At 42.7% G+C, this 17,448-nt stretch carries 12 protein-coding genes; 7 read left to right on the forward strand and 5 right to left on the reverse strand.

The annotated features are described in order from the left end of the window. Together APA_RS08235 and APA_RS08240 are read left to right on the forward strand one after the other, a co-directional pair. The coding region (locus APA_RS08235) for an IS630 family transposase (RefSeq protein ID WP_201320743.1) at positions 1–551 on the forward strand (551 nt) is incomplete at its 5' end. 11 nt (positions 552–562) lie between these two features. Next, positions 563–1,432 carry a DNA-formamidopyrimidine glycosylase gene (locus APA_RS08240; protein WP_201321810.1) on the forward strand — a complete coding sequence of 290 codons (870 nt, stop codon included), beginning with the start codon at positions 563–565 and terminating at the stop codon, positions 1,430–1,432. Between the two features lie 558 nt (positions 1,433–1,990). Here the strand turns inward: APA_RS08240 and APA_RS08245 are convergent. The 4 genes from APA_RS08245 to APA_RS08260 all read right to left on the reverse strand — a co-directional run bounded on the left by APA_RS08245 (position 1,991) and on the right by APA_RS08260 (position 7,727). Beyond that, positions 1,991–3,331, reverse strand: a complete 1,341-nt coding sequence (locus tag APA_RS08245; RefSeq protein WP_201321811.1) for a YbjN domain-containing protein — start codon at positions 3,329–3,331, stop codon at positions 1,991–1,993. Between the two features lie 2 nt (positions 3,332–3,333). Further along, entirely contained in the window at positions 3,334–3,813 is a 480-nt protein-coding gene (locus APA_RS08250; protein WP_201321812.1) for a hypothetical protein, read from the reverse strand. 34 nt (positions 3,814–3,847) lie between these two features. Then, positions 3,848–6,985 (reverse strand): hypothetical protein, encoded by a 3,138-nt coding sequence (locus tag APA_RS08255; RefSeq protein ID WP_201321813.1) that lies wholly within the window; start codon positions 6,983–6,985, stop codon positions 3,848–3,850. Positions 6,986–7,061: 76 nt separating this feature from the next. Continuing rightward, positions 7,062–7,727 (reverse strand): pentapeptide repeat-containing protein, encoded by a 666-nt coding sequence (locus tag APA_RS08260; RefSeq protein ID WP_201321814.1) that lies wholly within the window; start codon positions 7,725–7,727, stop codon positions 7,062–7,064. A gap of 104 nt (positions 7,728–7,831) precedes the next feature. Between APA_RS08260 and APA_RS08265 the strand changes: the two genes are divergently transcribed. After that, positions 7,832–9,556, forward strand: a complete 1,725-nt coding sequence (locus APA_RS08265) for a tetratricopeptide repeat protein (RefSeq protein WP_236579459.1) — start codon at positions 7,832–7,834, stop codon at positions 9,554–9,556. A gap of 54 nt (positions 9,557–9,610) precedes the next feature. Here APA_RS08265 and APA_RS08270 read toward each other — a convergent pair whose 3' ends face one another. Beyond that, on the reverse strand, positions 9,611–9,820 hold the full coding sequence (locus APA_RS08270) for a Nif11-like leader peptide family natural product precursor (RefSeq protein WP_201321815.1): 210 nt from the start codon (positions 9,818–9,820) through the stop codon (positions 9,611–9,613). 125 nt (positions 9,821–9,945) lie between these two features. Between APA_RS08270 and APA_RS08275 the strand changes: the two genes are divergently transcribed. The 4 genes from APA_RS08275 to APA_RS08290 all read left to right on the forward strand — a co-directional run. Next, positions 9,946–12,351, forward strand: a complete 2,406-nt coding sequence (locus tag APA_RS08275) for a substrate-binding domain-containing protein (protein ID WP_201321816.1) — start codon at positions 9,946–9,948, stop codon at positions 12,349–12,351. A 146-nt stretch (positions 12,352–12,497) separates the two neighbouring features. Next, positions 12,498–12,674 carry a hypothetical protein gene (locus APA_RS08280; protein WP_201321817.1) on the forward strand — a complete coding sequence of 59 codons (177 nt, stop codon included), beginning with the start codon at positions 12,498–12,500 and terminating at the stop codon, positions 12,672–12,674. Next, positions 12,671–13,180 carry a phage tail protein gene (locus APA_RS08285; protein ID WP_201321818.1) on the forward strand — a complete coding sequence of 170 codons (510 nt, stop codon included), beginning with the start codon at positions 12,671–12,673 and terminating at the stop codon, positions 13,178–13,180. Before APA_RS08280 ends, APA_RS08285 begins: the two co-directional genes overlap by 4 nt. Before the next feature lie 3 nt (positions 13,181–13,183). Then, positions 13,184–17,448, forward strand: a 4,265-nt coding sequence (locus APA_RS08290) for a hypothetical protein (RefSeq protein ID WP_201321819.1), incomplete at its 3' end; no start/stop codon positions are given.

Below are 17,448 nucleotides of genomic sequence, written 5' to 3' on the forward strand. Positions count from 1 at the left end.
ATAGAGAGAAACAGCAACAACTCACCGAATTGCTTGAACAGGAAATGCAGGGCAAAATCGATTTGCGATATCTTGATGAAAGTGGCTTTTCTTTGACTCCACCGATTCCCTATGCTTGGCAAGAGAAAGGACTGGGTTTAAGCCTACCCAGTCAACGTAGTAAGCGGTTAAATGTCGTGGGGTTGATGAATCGAAACAATGACTTATCTGCTTATGTTTTTGAACGTAGTATCACCAGTGCAGTCATTCTCGCTTGTATTGATGACTTTGCTCGCCAATCTACCAAGCCTACTGTGATTGTTATGGATAAAGCCTCTATTCACACCAGTCAAATGATTAATGAAAAACTGGAGGAGTGGAAAAGTCAGCAAGTCGAGATTTTTCTGTTGCCTCCTTATAGTCCCCAGTTAAACTTGATTGAAATTTTATGGCGGTTTATGAAATATGAGTGGATTGAACTAAATGCATATGAATCTTGGGAAAGTTTAGTCTCATATGTTGAAAAAGTTCTTCGAGAGTTTGGTTCAAAATATGTAATTAATTTTGCTTAACTACTTAAATAATGCCAGAATTACCAGAAGTTGAGACGGTTCGTATCGGTTTAAATGAAAATACGTTAGGTTGGCAGATTGAAGGCGGTGAGGTATTGCTGCCCCGTGCGATCGCCTATCCTGAAAATTCAGAGACTTTTTTAGCATCGGTAATTGGTACTGAGTTCATTGATTGGCAGCGTCGGGGGAAATATTTAATTGCTCAGCTTTCGCAAGGCAATCAATTAGGTGTGCATTTGCGAATGACGGGGAGTTTGCTCTGGTGCGATCGCGATACGGTTATAGGTAAACATACGCGGGTGAGGCTATTTTTAGAGGAAAAAGGAAAAGGGGAAAAGGGAAAAATTTTTGGTCAGAAGGAGTTGAGGTTTGACGATCAGAGGACTTTTGGTAAGGTTTGGTGGGTTCCATCCGATCAAATAACGGAATCAATTATTACGGGGTTGCAGAAGTTAGGTTTGGAACCTTTTGATCCTGAGTTTACTCCAGAGCATTTAGCCGCTAAATTTCGCCGTACAGGTCGCCCGATTAAGACCGTGCTTCTAGATCAGGAAACTGTTGCGGGTATTGGAAATATCTATGCTGATGAATCATTGTTTCTTGGCAAAATCCATCCTCAAAAAGCAGCAAATTCTCTTGATTTGGCTCAGATCGCATCTCTACATCAAGGGATTATTCGTTCTCTTCGTGATGGTATAGCGAAGGGTGGGACGACTTTTAGTTCTTTTCAGAATGTTGCAGGACTTAAGGGGAACTACATCGATACGGCTTGGGTATTTCGACGTACAGGTCAGCCTTGTAATGTCTGTGGCACAGTAATTTCAAGGATTAAGCTCGGCGGGCGATCGACGCACTTTTGTTCTCAATGTCAGAGTTTATAGCGATCGCTTTTAATCTCAAGATCAAACTGCGATCGCCTATTTTTGTCAGGTACACCTAATGTTCAAATTTTTTATTCCTTGAATACCCCAAATTTCAACTCTTTCTTGCTTTATCAGCAAACCCTAATTAGTGATGCGAGGCTTCTCCGCGCACCACTAATTATACCAATTCACGAAAGTGTGACAACACTTTTGTGAATTAAAACCCAAACCCAGTAAGGGTTTTAAAAACTAAAAATGGCTATGCCATTTTTAGTTTTGGTATTATTCACTGGGAAGGGAGTAAGCATCAACTAAATTTACTTCGCTGAGATTGGCACTTTCGAGAAAGTATGTTGGATGGATCGTCAGCAATAACCAACATTTAAGCAAAATTGCGATCGGTGCTTACAATGTCTGTTAGTGTAGGGTTCCATTCTTTAAATCCACCTATTCGATCAGCGATCGCACCATCAAAAATTAGGGGATGCCAGTTTTCGGAAACCCAAATTCTGCGAGATTCAAGAGTGTAATAACTGTTTCTCGACCGAGCTTCTAGCCTGGATAACTGGAGTCATCCTAGCATGGATCGACTGGTTGTGTTGTGGGGTAGATGGGTGGCTTTATGGTCTGGGTTTGTAACGATGCTATTGCTTCCTCTGGAGAAAGTTCTCCATTAATTACTATGGAAATGTGCTGGTGAGCCCCTTCCATAGTATTCAGATTGGCGCGCACCAATTGCCCAATCAACTCTGCCGTTAGGCGATCGCCTTCGACATCTATGCTAGTTTTATAGCGAATTTGTCCATTCAAAAAATTCATCTCAAAATTGCCAATTAACAGACCGAAATTTAAACGGGTCAAGAATTCCGAAACAGGGCTTCTTCTCGATTCTGGAACGACTTCGGGAAAGATAGAGTAAAAGATCAATTGTTCGGCATCCACATAGATGCGGGCATAGCAGATAAATTCTCGTTCTTGTCCCTTATAGATTGTCCCGAACGTTGTTTCTCCCTTTAAGGCGTAAATTGTCCATCCTTCGTCCGCAAAAAAGCCCAACGTGGTCTCGAATAGACGGCTCTTGGTGGAGTCGGGACGATCTGAAACATTTTCGTTTGGATTTGTCTCTTCCGTGCTGTCTAGGGTAAATAAAGTCTCTAGTTTCTCTGCCAGCAAGTCCTTTAATTCATGGCTCAATGGTTCATTATATTTTGGCGAAGTTGTTTGAGAAAATTCCTCGTCAAGAAGATGTAAAATGTCTCGAGGAAATGGAATTCCCAATTCTTCCTGCATATTTTCACTAACCGCAGCAAATATTTCCGTCAGAAATGAAGGGGTCAATTCACTTGCTAAGCTCTCACCAATGGTTTCAGGATCGAGGTCAGGTCTTTCCTGAATAAACTTGACGATCGCTGGTAAAAAATTGCCTTTCTCAAGCATTTTTGGAGTATCCTTTGAGATTTTGAGGTGATACCACAGGGTGTGATAATAGGATTTCTCTTGGTCTTGCTTTTGCTCGATCTGAAGTGCAAACCAATGGTTGGCAGTAACTAGAGACTGGGTAGATGGATCGTTACTGGCACGGGTAAATAAATCAGCAATGCCTGCAACATTCTGCCCGTAGACTGCTAGTTGCGGCAATAGGTCTGGGCGAAGATTGAGCGATAGCTCGACTTCTCTCCCACTCTCGAATGGTTTGCCATGTATGTTCCCTCTGATTTCAGGCTGAAGATTGAAGAGAGCGCCTGAATCAATTTTTTGGTAGGTCTCCCAATCGACACAAAAGGTGAGTTGGCAGGTAACGATCGCTTCAGCCCGTTTACTAAGAATCAACTTGGGAGTGAATACTTCAAATGTTGTTGACGGAGCAAAAAACGTAAGATTACGCTCAAATGTATGGCGGAGATTTTTGATTTTCACGGCTATGAAGATGAATTTCGGAACTTTCTATAGTTAAGCATTCCTGCGACTATGGCAGATGTACATGTTGCAGCAAGCAGAACAACGAATTTAAACCAACCTATTGCTGACATCAGGGCAATGCTTAGCTGTACGCGATCTAAACCCTTGAATACCGTGGAAATTTGCACGGTGACTAGCATAAACAAGGTGGTGGCGGCAATGCATCCAAGTATGGCGGCGATCGCCATCGTCAGACTCAGACTAGCAACATTGCTGAAAATATCGCGATCTTCTTGCCCGATCGCGATCGCGTTCCAGATCAGTATGGCAATAGGTAAAATCAGGATCAAAGCTAAATAGATATTCGCGTTGATCGCGCCAATGTCGGCAGGGGAGCCACCTGCGATCGCACCAGACCAACCTGATACAATGCCAGCCATAAAACCAATAAAGGATAGCAAGCCTGCCTGAGTGATACCTTGATTTATACTTTTATTCATCATGTAACTCTCTATATCAACCTATTGTCTAAGTTTATCCTTTATACGCAGCCAACGCCGCTAAAAGCTGATCGGATGCCACACCTGTTTCTTGATTGCTAGCAAGTGAATCGGCGATCGAGTCGCGAGCGGGTGCCACATTTGCCTTGGCGGAACCAACACCTGCCTGAAGTGCCTGGACGGGTTCGGTCAGTCCGGCAAACTTGACAACCATTTGAGCGATTTTAATCTGAATTGCAGCAAAAATTTTCTTCAACCTTGCTTTAAGGTTACCGTAGGCTTTAAGGAAGAAACTCTTGACACTTTTCCATCCAGATTTGAATAGATTCTTGAGTTTTTGTTTAAAAGTGGGCTTCTCTTCATCTTTAGCGATTCCGCCTGCGGTCTCCGCTTCAGTCAGCTTTTCGTCGAGTTGCTCGATCTTCGAGCGTTCTGACTCAGCCCCACTTTCATTCTTGAGCTTATCTTTCGATATCGAGGATTTTACATCGACATCAAGAGAGGTTTCACCCTTCTGAGCTTCCGCGTCGATCGTGTCCGCACTTTTGTCGATGTCGCTAGTTGGTTTTACCAACTGGTTTAAATTGGTTGCTCCTGTTGCTAAATTTTGATCGGCTTGCCCGATATTCGATTGTTCTGTATTTGAAGCGTCGCGTCCCGAATCTAGGGTTCCTTTAACGTTATCTTGAATAATTTGCTGCGCTTCGGTTTTGGCAGAAGCTAAGGCTGCGGCTTTCTCAGCTTCTTGTGCTTCATCTGGAGTACGCTGCAAGAAAAGATCGTTAGCTGGCTTGAGTCGTAATTCGCCCAGTTCTGGAGCAGATCTGCTTCGACCCATTCGAGGACGGACTGGAGGTTGGGCTTGAACTGGAGGTGCAAGTGTTTGCGGTGGAGCGACGACAGTTTGAGAAGCTCCGAGCGAAGATTGAGACGAGGTCAAAGAGGATTGAGAATTATTTAATGAAGGTGCAACTGACTGCGGCGGTGTGGGAAGTGTTTGCGGTGGAGCGACGACTGTTTGAGAAGCTCCGAGCGAAGATTGAGACGAGGTCAAAGAGGATTGAGAATTATTTAATGAAGGTGCAACTGACTGTGGCGGTGTGGGAAGTGTTTGCGGTGGAGCGACGACTGTTTGAGAAGCTCCGAGCGAAGATTGAGACGAGGTCAAAGAGGATTGAGAATTATTTAATGAAGGTGCAACTGACTGTGGCGGTGTGGGAAGTGTTTGCGGTGGAGCGACGACTGTTTGAGAGGCAGCAACTGGAGGAGGAACAAGATCGTGCTTTTCTTTCCCGATCTGCTTAATTCCCTCTTCCACACCCTTACCGATCCCTCCCAAGGGAACTCCCCTTGCAGTTGTGCTTAGCACACTAGCGACTTTAGGCCCAGTAGCTGTTGCTGCTGCTTGAGCCGAGGAGCTACTCAAAGTAGTATCAAGGTTGATTCCACTTCCCGCACCAAATGTTATTCCTAAGCCAGCGCCTGCCGAGGCAAGGCTAATAATGTTCGAGATCGCTTGTGCAAGGTGTTTGTAAGTCTGTTTGCGAGCATTATTAGCAACAGCAACATCAGGAGGACTGCCTGCCATAGCTTTGGTGTGGAAACCAAGATTTGAAACCGCTAGAATAGTATTCAAAATCAATCGAACTAGGGCGATGCCGGCTGTAGTAAGACCGCATACCGTGGCGATCGCAGCCAACACCGCAGCGGCAGGTTGACCGTAAGGAATCGCGGCAGCAATAAATGAAGAAATCCCACAAACAAGCCCGATCCATCCGATTATTTTACCGACTTCGGAAATGACCTTTTCTGAGTTAGCTAAAAATCTAAGGACTCCGTGGGGTTCGGTTTTATCCACTGATTCCGAGCCCATATCCGAATATATGGCTTTATTCTCGCTGAAACTATCCGTAAACTTTTTGCGACGATACTCGCTGATGTACATGAACGGACCGCAAAATGTTTCAAGAACAAAAGAACGCACGCCTTCACCAATCTTGAGGGAGGGGGAGTCCTTTACATCTTTCTTTAGCTTTGCATAATTAGCCATAGCGAGGTTATGCTTTGCCTGATCGATATTCCCATCTGCTAAATCTTTGTCAGCTACTGCTTTCCACTTGTCCAGTGCAGCATTATGGTTCTTGTCCCACCGAGGAAGTTCTGGGTTCTTGTTGTAGAGCGAACCTGCCAAAAAGTTGGGAGCCTTGTTTTTAGAGGGTTCAACGCCAGTTGTGTCATCTCGCTGGATCGTAGACTGCGGCGCGGGGGTAATCTGGGGCATACGTTGAATCGTTTGGATGTCAAAGTCCGATGTATCCACCGTGTCTGCTTGACGATTGACTTTTCGATTTACGTCGATCGCAGAACTCTGGCTCTTAACTTGAGAAACCCTCGGATCTGCGGAAAACGAGTCAACCTCAATGGTGCGATTGATCTTTGGGATTGGGGCATTTGTGGGGTGAATAGATAGCGGATTAGTCTGTCTTGCTTCACCAATCTCTGCGGTGACATCCGTTTCTTCAGACTCATTTGATGGCAATCGATTGATTTTCTCGTTTGAGGCATGTTTCCGCTGGATTGAGTCGGGCTTCATCTGAAGCTCCTCTTCATCTTCAGGCATTGCCCCGCGTTGGATTGAAGAGATTGGTTTCATTTGCAATTCTTCATCATCTTCTTCCATCGCCCCTTCGCGTTGGACAGATTGATCCTGTGCTGGCGAATTTATCTGCTGAACGACCCTAGATGCAGTGGCATCAGCTTCCTGCTCATACTTATCATTTGGCTCACCAATACTCAGCTTGGCTTGAATCGCCATCCGCTCAGATTGAAGCGCCTTCAAGCGGTTCTGCGGTTTTTCGTGTATTGATGCAGTAGTCGATTCAGCACTGGACTCATAATTTTGCTTGGCTTGTATCGCCATACGCTGAGATGAGATCGCCTTCAAGCGGTTCATGGGTTTTGCTTGGATCGGCGTATCAGACGACTCAGTGCCACGCTGATTAATTATTTTTTCTAGAAAATTCTCAGAGTATCCAGATGGTCGAAAGGTAACATCTTCATCCAAATCCGTCTGAAGTGGAGCAAAGTCTCTAGTTTGTAAAAATGAAGCTGTGGGTTTGACTGAAGTCGTGGATTGGGAAGGCTTTTTTTCGTAATCGTAAGTACGCGACATGTCACTAACCCCTAGATTTATTTACTCAGACACAGCATGTATTTGATATTGCATATTCTCGCATAATCAAAATTTTTTAACGACAGTTTTGATTGTTTACTGCCCCATCTTGCAGAGTCGTGTTACATAACTTTACATTCGTTAAATTTGTATTGATTAACGAGGCGTTTTCCAGATATGCATCAACTAAATTTACTTCGCTGAGATTAGCACTTTCGAGATTGGCAAAACCTAGCTTGGCATTTGTCAGATTGGCTCTAAGTAAATTTGCCCCTTCAAGATCGACAAATTGGCGCACAGACGTAAACACATCGACATTGCCATCCGCATAACTGTCAGTCAGATTAGACTCTTGGAGATTGCTCTGGCGAAAAGAAGCCTCAAGTAAATGCGTATTGCTCAGATTTGCCCCCGTTAAATTAGCTTGACCAAAATTAGCAAGCCGCAAATCGGCATAGCTAAGATCGGCATAGCTAAGATTTGTTCCTTGCAAATTTGCGCCCCTCAGATCGACACTACGCAGGTTTGCCCCTTGGAGGTTAGCTTTATTTAAATCTGCCCCAATTAGTTTCAGCCCATTCAAGTCAGTGTTTTGTAAATTACAGCCCTGACAGCGATTAGTTTCGATCAGGCGTTGACGATTAGCCGCTTGGATACGATCGCTACTAGGATCAGCCAAAGCAGCCAAGGGCAAAGCGATCGCGATCGCCGCAAAAAATCCCGAAAATAACATCCTAGCCATAATGCTCATTTTCAGACCCCGATTGAGTAATAGCATCCATCGAAAATATAATGATAAATTAATGTGGATATGAAAAGTTGTCATCACATTACTCGATGTAGTTTGTGACAGATTTTGCTAAACCTGTGGTTGAGAAATTGGGATTACCAATGATTTTGCGTTCTTTTTTTCAGTCAGTCAAACAAGGCAAGCGGTTTTGGTTACTCATGATTTTGCTACTAAACTTGCCGATCGCACCGACCGCGATCGCCCAAGAAAAGTTACAGGATTTTGACTATTGGGCCTCGCTTTGTAGTTCCTTGGTCAAATCTCGAAAATACAAGGAGGCAGTGGATGCATGCAATCAGGCGATTACTCTAAATACGAATGAGCCGATCGCTTGGCTAGAGCGTGGCGATGCCATGGCTGGCTTAGGGATGAATATCGAAGCGGTGGTGTCCTACGATCGCTTTATTAAGCTGAAACCCGATAACTCAGGCGGTTTGGCAAAACGTTGTGGGTCGCTGATGGAGTTAGAACGCTATGAAGATGCGATCGCCTCCTGTGAATTGGCTCTAAGACTCGATCAAAACTGGGCTGATGCATCACCTGCGATGGTGTGGTACATCCAAGGAGCCTTGCTAAAACGGGCGGGGAAAATGGCGGAGGCATTAGAGTCGCTTGGGCTTGCCATCCGCTCAAATCCGAATTATTCCTTAGCACTCACCGAACGCTGCGATATTTTTGTTACCCTCGATCGCGCTGCCGATGCGATCCAAGACTGCGATCGCGCCATCAAGGTAAATGCTAATTGGGGCAGATCCACCCCTGCGATCGCATGGAAAACTAAGGGCAAAGTCCAGAACCAGTTAAAACGCTTTGATGAAGCTCTATTTTCCTACGACAAAGCGGTAGCAATCGAGCCGACAAATGCTCAGGCTTGGGCGGAACAGGGGATGATTTTATGGAGATTGGGTCGCTATGCCGAAGCTTTAGCTTCGCAAGAATGGTCGCTCAAGGCGAAAGAAAAATATTCCCTCGCCTTAGCAAACTCCTGCGCCGCCCTCAACCAACTCCGCCAATATAAAGAAGCACTAGCCGCCTGCAACTCGGCACTCCAAGAAGGCGATCAACAATGGGACTATTTGGGGCCAGCTTGGGCATGGGATCAGAGAGCTAATGCTCTCAACGGTTTAGGTAAGTACGAAGAGGCGCTTGCTTCGGCAAATCGGGCGATCTCCCTACAGCCAAGCCAAGCTAGTTTTTGGGGCAATCGGGCAGCAACCCTTTGGGCGCTGGGGCGTTTTGACTTAGCGCTGTCCTCTACTAATCAAGCGATCGCCCTTAACCAAAACTCATCGAGTGCATGGTTTAATCACGGGCGCATTCTTACCTCATTGGGGCGGACAGAAGAGGCGCTCAAAGCCTATGACAAAGCCATTGAAGGCGATGCAAATATTGGTAGCCAAATCTTCTTGGCAGATATATGGACAAACAAATCGGCTTTGTTATGGCGGCTCAATCGGTTTCAAGAATCATTGATGGCAAGCCAACAGGCTCTAGGTATTAATCCCAAATCAGACACAGCTTGGTTTAATCGTGGTTTAGCAATGATGTCCCTTGGTCGTAACGCCGAGGCTGCTACAGCCTATGGCAGAGCAATAGTGATCGATGTTAAAAATGCTGACTATTGGACAGGGCGGGGTCTAGCTTTACTTGCTCTAAATAGCAATGCCGATGCGATAGTCTCGTTTGAGCAAGCCCTAAAGCTTAATCCTAGTCAGATGCAAGCCACGATCAATAAAGCGATCGCGATCGAGCGTTTAAAACCAAAACCAGTCAAGCCATAACTCAGTCCTCTACCAATCAGGTGGTAGGGTGGGCAATGCCCACCTTACTAATTTCTAAATACCAGGAATTTCTGAAAGATTACACTTTAATTCTTCGACCTCAAAGTTGGTCATCTGTTGCCATTCTGCGATCGTGAATTCGTATCCTTCAGCCTTTGCCATCTCCACAAAACTTTCAAGATCAGGAGCCTGATTTAGCTTTGCTTTGAGGAGGGAATCTGTCTTCGCTGCTCGATACAGACGAGCTACTTGATCTCTTGCCATAATCTTGAATGGGGGTAAAGTGGTGGGATATGCTTTAGACAAGAATGTATAAACAATACAAACCTTTGCCACAAATCACACCCCTGTAATCGATAATAGTCTAACAAGAATAAGGCAAGCAATCTATGGCTAAGAAGTCTCCAAATGTTTGGCAAAAATTCTGGAAACGCATCACTGATCTTTGGGGGCAGTTTCTTGGCACTATTGATGGGCTGATTGGCAATAAGTTTGTTGACTTTTTAAATAAGACAGTTCCTGCGCCCTTAAGATTTCTAATCCCTTTTCTTAAGGACGATTTAGGGATTGCACCTCCTTCAATTACTTCTTTTCGAGGTATAGGAATACCCGAAAAGGACGAAACCAAAGAAATTTTAAAAGAAATTTCTGTTGATCAAAGAGTGGGGACAATTTGGCAAATCAAGCCGCAATTTCTTCGCTATCAATGTCAAGAATCAAATCCCTTTCGGTGCGAATTTCCTCACGAAACCGTCATCGATGATCCAAATAATAAATATTGTAAAAAATGTCAGTTCCCAGCAAGCTTGCCCCCTGAAGTCAAGGTTCGTGGCAGGGGGGGAGTTTACCAAGTTGATAACTATATCGGCATTCGAGGCAGTGGCAGGCTCTATAACGCTACAAATCTAACGGATGGGGAACCATTTTTATTAAAAGAATATGTAATTCCCAAAAAATATTTTAACGATCAAGAAACTAGAGCCTGCAAGCGTAATTTTGAAGCATCGTCAGAACTCAAACTTTCAGATGGTCGAAAACAAGACTCGCGGTTAATTACACCGATAGAAGCGATCGCAGATGTTCGTGAAGAACGCTGTTATGCAATCCTGCCCAAAACTGATGAGGCACTCACTTTATCTGATTATTTAGATATGAATGGCGCGATGAGTAACTGGCAGGTGAAATCATTTCTTAATCAAGCTTTACAAACTCTTGAGTCCTTGCATTCTCAAAAGTATCGATTGCGCTCTGGTGTGGTGACTTCAGGGCTACCTCATGGTAATTTAACCTTTTATAGCATTGCCATCCGATCAAATTTTCAGGGGTTTACAGTCTATCTCAATGATATGGCGCTTTGGGAAGATCGTTTCTATCCGCCCGATGTGCAAACGCCTGCGTATTCCATCAATCGCGATCTCGAAGATTTAGGCTATATCGCTTTCTATCTATTAAAAGGTGGTGTGATCGATCTTGAAAATCGTTCTTGTTTAAATCCCTATGATCCAGATCATTGGGGCAGTAGAGTTCATTTGGGACTGAAAAAATTTGTTCAGAATTTACTCGGTTTTGGTGAAACTACTTATAGCAGTGCCGAAGTGGCTCGGAGGGCGCTACTACGGTTACATATTGAGCGCGACGCTCTACTCGAATTTATTGACCAAGAGGAAGTTGAGCCAGTTAAGAAAAATTGGTGGGGATGGCTAACTAAAAAAGTAATCGCGATCGCGATCGGCATAATTCTCTTATTACTACTAGCTTTCTTGCTGTATTTCTGGTTGACGCAACCCCAAAAAGCTGCAAACCTAAATTTCCCTTGCTGTATCAACCAAATATCCGATATTCCTGAAGGCAAATTCACCTATATATCTGACAAAAATGGCACTTGGAATTACACTCTTTTACAAAATAATTTGATTGCTAAGGGTTCGACCCTCGAAGATGAACTCCAAAAACGTCAGCCAAAACTCCAGCTGAGCTATCAGCCAGTTAATGTTGATAGAAATGCCGATCAGTCCCCGATCTCTCAATTGCTATCCAACCAAGCCGACTTTGCTATTTCTAGTGTGACCGATAATCTTGGCGGTAACTTTATCACTCAAAATATTGCCTACGATGGCTTAACGGTGTTTGTCGCGTTTAGTTATGCCCAACGCAATAACAGTTTACCGACTTCTCTAGAAGGTAGACTCACCTTTGCCCAATTGCGCCAACTTTACACAGGAGAAATTATCAATTGGCGGCAGTTAGGAGGACCAGACTTACCTGTGAAGCTATATATGCCCCTAGATGATGAGTCAGTCAAGATTTTTGAGAAACGGGTGCTGAAAGATGAAACAGCGATCGCCGCTTTCCGACAATTGAGCAAAGATGGAAATAATGGCATCACATCACTATCTATTTTTGATTCATTGCGGCAAGTAATCCAAGACTTTGAGGATCGCAATATTGGTAGTATTTCTTTTGGCTCAATTAGTCAGGTTTTTGGGCAATGCTCGGTCTATCCTCTGGCGATCGCTGATGATTATCGATCCTTCGTTGCACCTCTAGTCTGGACAAATGGTGCTCCCATAACCCCTAACGCTGATCTTTGCAATGAGAAAGGTAGTTACAGTCAAAACTACAATGCTTTTATCAATCTAAACTATCCCCTTGCTTATCCGATTTCGGTAGTCTATACCCGCGATAACCGTCGATTGCCGATCGCTGAGCGGTTTGTCTCGATCATGCGAACCGAAGAAGCCCAACATCTACTAAAGCAAACTGGACTAATCCCTCTAAAATCCCCAATAAAGTAGCTCACAGTAGTTTTCGATCAAACGAAACTTAAAATCAGGTTTCATAATGAGAATTGCTGATTTTAATAAACTTGACTGGAGCTATACTATAGGTAGATATACACTGAAATATACGTTTAAATATACATATATTTGGCAAAGCGTTGATGGGAAAACACTCTGACGAATCAAAAGAACAAGCCGAACTTGCCAAGTTTGCGGCAAAAGTCTTACGGGAGCCTTTGCAAATCAGATTACTCAGCGATCGAGTTTATGAATTGCTCACAAATGAATTGCGACAACAAAAAGAACGTGTCGGGAGAAATTATGAGGGGAGACTATGACTAATAGTAGTGGGTTTGCTAGAGCAGAATCTTACGTTACAACTAATCATTTTTATGTAGAAATGTTGCCTACAGCAACAATTGTTGCAGGGTTCACAGAATGTTCTGGATTAAGCGCTAAGGTTGATGTAGATACTTTTTTTGAAGGGGGCGTTAACGATCAACAAAGAATATTACTAAAACATACTTCTTTTACTGAAGTAACACTTAAGCATGGTGTAACTAATGACTTAAGTTTCTGGAAATGGTTTACCGCAACAACAAGCCGCAGAAGAAATATCCGAATTTTACTTTTTAATCAAGCTGGTGACACAAGGCAGTGTTGGACGTTGATTGGTGCAGTTCCTGTTGGTTGGTCAGCCCCATCACTTCAGGCTGATGGGAATGCTGTTGCTATTGAAGAATTGAAGTTAGCTATTGAAGGCTTGACAGTGGCTTTTGAAGGTGGTGGAGCAGCGACAGTGGTTACAAGAGATTCATCAAGTGGTTCTTTCCCCAGTTCTTAAATCATGACTGAAAATACCAAAATCCCTTTTGAGGCAAGTAGCGGTGGAGATATACATGATGAGATTCCATTAGGTAATTATGCGCCTCTGCTTGTGCCGCCATCTCTTGGGCAGTCTTTTTTGCAACCCAAATTTATCTATCCCTTAGGAGCAGTCTCATTATTTAATCCCGATAATGCCGCTCTTAATGATGATGAGCCTCTTAATAGTTCATTTGATGATTCTCCGTTTTTCGATCAGCCCATATCTCCAACTTCTCTATCTACGGTTGATGGGCAAGCGGCAAATCAATCTAGTATTCAAACTAAGTCTCTTTCCCCAAAAAAAAATCTGCAACGCAAGCAACTAGCCAAGCTATTTTCAAGTACTTCTTCAAACGACACATCAATTCAAAGACAACCTTTAAACAACTATCCTTCTTCTCAAACCAATGAAATAGAGAGACAATCTGATATTTCTGCTATAGATAGTATTGCGCAAGGCGATCGCACTCAACAAATTCAAAAATTTTCTGTGTCACTTGCTTTAGATAGTATTTCTCAAAGCGATCTCACTACTCGAAGAGAACCTGTATCTAATATTGGTGATATTACACAATCACCTCAGACTGATGCTTTACAAAGACAATCTGATACGGCTTCTGTAGATAATATTTCTCAAAGCGATCTCACACAACAAATTCAAACGAAAGCTGATTTATCTACAAAAGATAATACTCAGAAAGCTCAAACATCTCCTGAATCGCCTGTTTTAGATAGTTTTTCTGGAGATGATCTCACTATTCAAGAGGAATTTTTACAGAAACAATCTGATGCTTCGGCTATAGACGATATTTCTCAAGGCGATCGCATTCAACAAATACAAAGAGAATCTGAGCCGCTGGCTTTAGATAGTGTCTCTCAAAGCGATCGCACAATCCAGAGAGAAACCGACCTAAATATTACTCAAACTCCTCAGATTGATTCGATACAAAGACAACCTGATATTTCGACTGTAGATAATATTTCTCAAGGCGATCGCACTCAACAAGTTCAAAGATTATTTGAATCACCTGTTTTAGATAGTGTTTCTCAAAGCGATCGCACAATCCAACGAGAATCTAATTCATCAACAGTTGACATTACACAATCTCCACAAGCTGAAGGTGTACAGAAAAAATCTGATATTGCGCCTGTAGATGCTGTTTCACAAAGCGATCTCACGATCCAAGAACCTGAATCAAATATTACTCAAACTCCTCAGATTGATGCGATACAAAGACAACCTGATATTTCTAATGTGGATGACATTTCGCAAAGAGATCGCACTCAACAATTTAAAAGATTGTCTGAATCACCTGTTTTAGATAGTGTTTCTCAAAACGATCTCATAATCCAACGAGAATCTAATTCATCAACTGTTACGCCTGTAGATGCTGTTTCACAGAGCGATCGCATTCAACAAATACAAAGATTTTCTGAGCCGCTTGCTTTAGATAGTGTCTCTCAAAGCGATCGCACAATCCAGAGAGAAACCGACCTAAATATTACTCAAACTCCTCAGATTGATGCGATACAAAGACAACCTGATATTTCGACTGTAGATAATATTTTACAAGGCGATCGCAATCAGCAAAACCAACAACAGTCTGATATTGCTGTTATAGATGTTGTTTCACAAGGCGATCTCGCTCAACAAATTCAAAGATTTTCTGAGTCACCTGTTTTAGATAGAGTCTCTCAAAGCGATCGGACTATTCAGCGAGAATTCGATTTGTCTCCTGTTGATATTGCACAATCTCCTCAGACTGATGATTCAAAGAGAGAAACTGATATTTTACCTGTAAATATCCCTTCTCAAGGCGATCTCACTCAACAAATTCAAAGATTTTCTGAGCCGTCAGTTTTGGATAGTGTTTCCCAAAGCGATCGCACGATCCAAAGAGAAACAAACCTAAATATTACTCAATCTCCTTGGATTGATGCGATACAAAGACAATCTGATATTTTGGCTGTAGATGATATTTCACAAGGCGATCGCAATCAACAAAGACAAAGAGAATCTGAGCCACTGGCTTTAGATAGTGTCTCTCAAAGCGATCGTACTATTCAGAGAGAACCTGATTTATCTCCTGTTGATATTACGCAATCTCCCCAAACTGAAAGTTTACAGAGCGAATCTGACATTTCGGCTTTAGATAATATTTCGCAAGGCGATCGCAATCAACAAATTCAAAGGTTTTCTGAGTTGTCAGTTTTGGATAGTGTTTCTCAAAGAGATCGCACGATCCAAAGAGAAACTGACCTAAATATTGCTCAAGCTCCTCAGATTGATGCGATGCAAAGACAATCTGACATTTTGGCTGTAGATGATATTTCTCGGGGCGATCGCAATCAGCAAACCCAACAACAGTCTGATATTGCTGTTATAGATGTTGTTTCTCAAGGCGATCACAATCAACAAATACAAAGATTTTCTGAATCACCTGTTTTAGATAGTGTTTCTCAAAACGATCGCACAATCCAACGAGAATCTAATTCATCAACAGTTGACATTACGCAATCTCTTCAAGCTGAAGATGCACAGAAAAAATCTGATGTTACTCCTGTAAATGCTGTTTCACAGAGCGATCGCATTCAACAAATACAAAGATTTTCTGAGCCGATTGCATTAGATAGTGTCTCTCAAAGCGATCGCACGATCCAAAGAGAAGCTGACTTAACAACTGTTGATATTAATCAAACTCCTCAGATTGATGCGATCCAAAGACAATCTGATATTTCGACTGTAGAAAATATTTCTCAAGGCGATCGCATTCAACAAATACAAAGATTTTCTGAGTCGCAAGTTTTAGACAGGTTTCCCCTAGGCGATCTCACGAACCAAGAGTCTGACTCAAATATCACTCAAACTCCTCAGACTGATTCTCTACAAAGACAATCTGACATTTCGACTGTAGATGATATTTCACAAGGCGATCTCACTCAACGACAAGAAACTGATTTGTCTCCTGTTGGTGATATTACCCAATCTCCTCAGATTGATGCGATGCAAAGACAATCTGACATTTCGGCTGTTAGTGATATTTCTCAAGGCGATCGCTCTCAGCAAACACTGCAAAAATCTAACGTTTCAGCTATAGATGGTATTTTAGATGATCGCATACAGCAAATTCAAAGGTCTTCTGATGCGCCTGTTTTAGATAGTATTTCTCAAAGCGATCGCACTATTCAGCGAGAATCCGATTTTTCTCCTGTTGATATTGCACAATCTCCTCAGACTGATGATTCACAGAGAGAAACTGATGTTTTACCTGTAGATATTACTTCACAAGGCGATCTCACTCAACAAATTCAAAGATTATCTGAGTCGTCAGTTTTAGATAATGCTTTACAAAGCGATCGCACGATCCAAGAACCTGAATCAAATATTACTCAAACTCCTCAGATTGATTCGATACAAAGACAACCTGATATTTCGACTGTAGATAATATTTCTCAAGGCGATCGCAATCAGCAAACCCAACAACAGTCTGATATTGCTGTTATAGATGTTGTTTCTCAAGGCGATCACAATCAACAAATACAAAGATTTTCTGAATCACCTGTTTTAGATAATGCTTCACTAAGCGATCTCACGCTCCAAAGAGAAACTGACCTAAATATTACTCAAACTCCTCAGGCGGATACGATACAGAGGGAAAATGCTTCACAAAGCGATCACACGATCCAAAGAGAATCTGAGCCGCTGGCTTTAGATAGTGCCTCTCAAAGCGATCGCACGATCCAAAGAGAATCTGACTTAACAACTTTTGATATTAATCAAACTCCTCAGATTGATGCGATCCAAAGACAATCTGATATTTCGGCTGTAGATGACATTTCTCAAGGCGATCGTACTCAACAAATTCAAAGATTTTCTGAGCTGTCAGTTTTGGATAGTTTCTCTCAAAGTGATCGCACGATCCAAAGAGAAACTGACCTAAATATTGCTCAAGCTCCTCAGATTGATGCGATGCAAAGACAATCTGACATTTTGGCTGTAGATGATATTTCTCGGGGCGATCGCAATCAGCAAACCCAACAACAGTCTGATATTGCTGTTATAGATGTTGTTTCTCAAGGCGATCACAATCAACAAATACAAAGATTTTCTGAATCACCTGTTTTAGATAATTCTTCACAAAGCGATCTCACGCTCCAAAGAGAAACTGACTTAACAACTGTTGATATTAATCAAACTCCTCAGATTGATGCGATCCAAAGACAATCTGATATTTCGACTGTAGA

Origin of the sequence: Pseudanabaena sp. lw0831 (assembly GCF_016584665.1) — a bacterium.
Lineage (GTDB): Bacteria > Cyanobacteriota > Cyanobacteriia > Pseudanabaenales > Pseudanabaenaceae > Pseudanabaena.

Coding starts and splice junctions, on each gene's coding strand:
- APA_RS08240 (WP_201321810.1), top strand. CDS start 563: ATGCCAGAATTACCAGAAGTTGAGACGGTTCGTATCGGTTTAAATGAA.
- APA_RS08260 (WP_201321814.1), bottom strand. CDS start 7,727: ATGGCTAGGATGTTATTTTCGGGATTTTTTGCGGCGATCGCGATCGCT.
- APA_RS08255 (WP_201321813.1), bottom strand. CDS start 6,985: ATGTCGCGTACTTACGATTACGAAAAAAAGCCTTCCCAATCCACGACT.
- APA_RS08275 (WP_201321816.1), top strand. CDS start 9,946: ATGGCTAAGAAGTCTCCAAATGTTTGGCAAAAATTCTGGAAACGCATC.
- APA_RS08285 (WP_201321818.1), top strand. CDS start 12,671: ATGACTAATAGTAGTGGGTTTGCTAGAGCAGAATCTTACGTTACAACT.
- APA_RS08250 (WP_201321812.1), bottom strand. CDS start 3,813: ATGAATAAAAGTATAAATCAAGGTATCACTCAGGCAGGCTTGCTATCC.
- APA_RS08280 (WP_201321817.1), top strand. CDS start 12,498: ATGGGAAAACACTCTGACGAATCAAAAGAACAAGCCGAACTTGCCAAG.
- APA_RS08270 (WP_201321815.1), bottom strand. CDS start 9,820: ATGGCAAGAGATCAAGTAGCTCGTCTGTATCGAGCAGCGAAGACAGAT.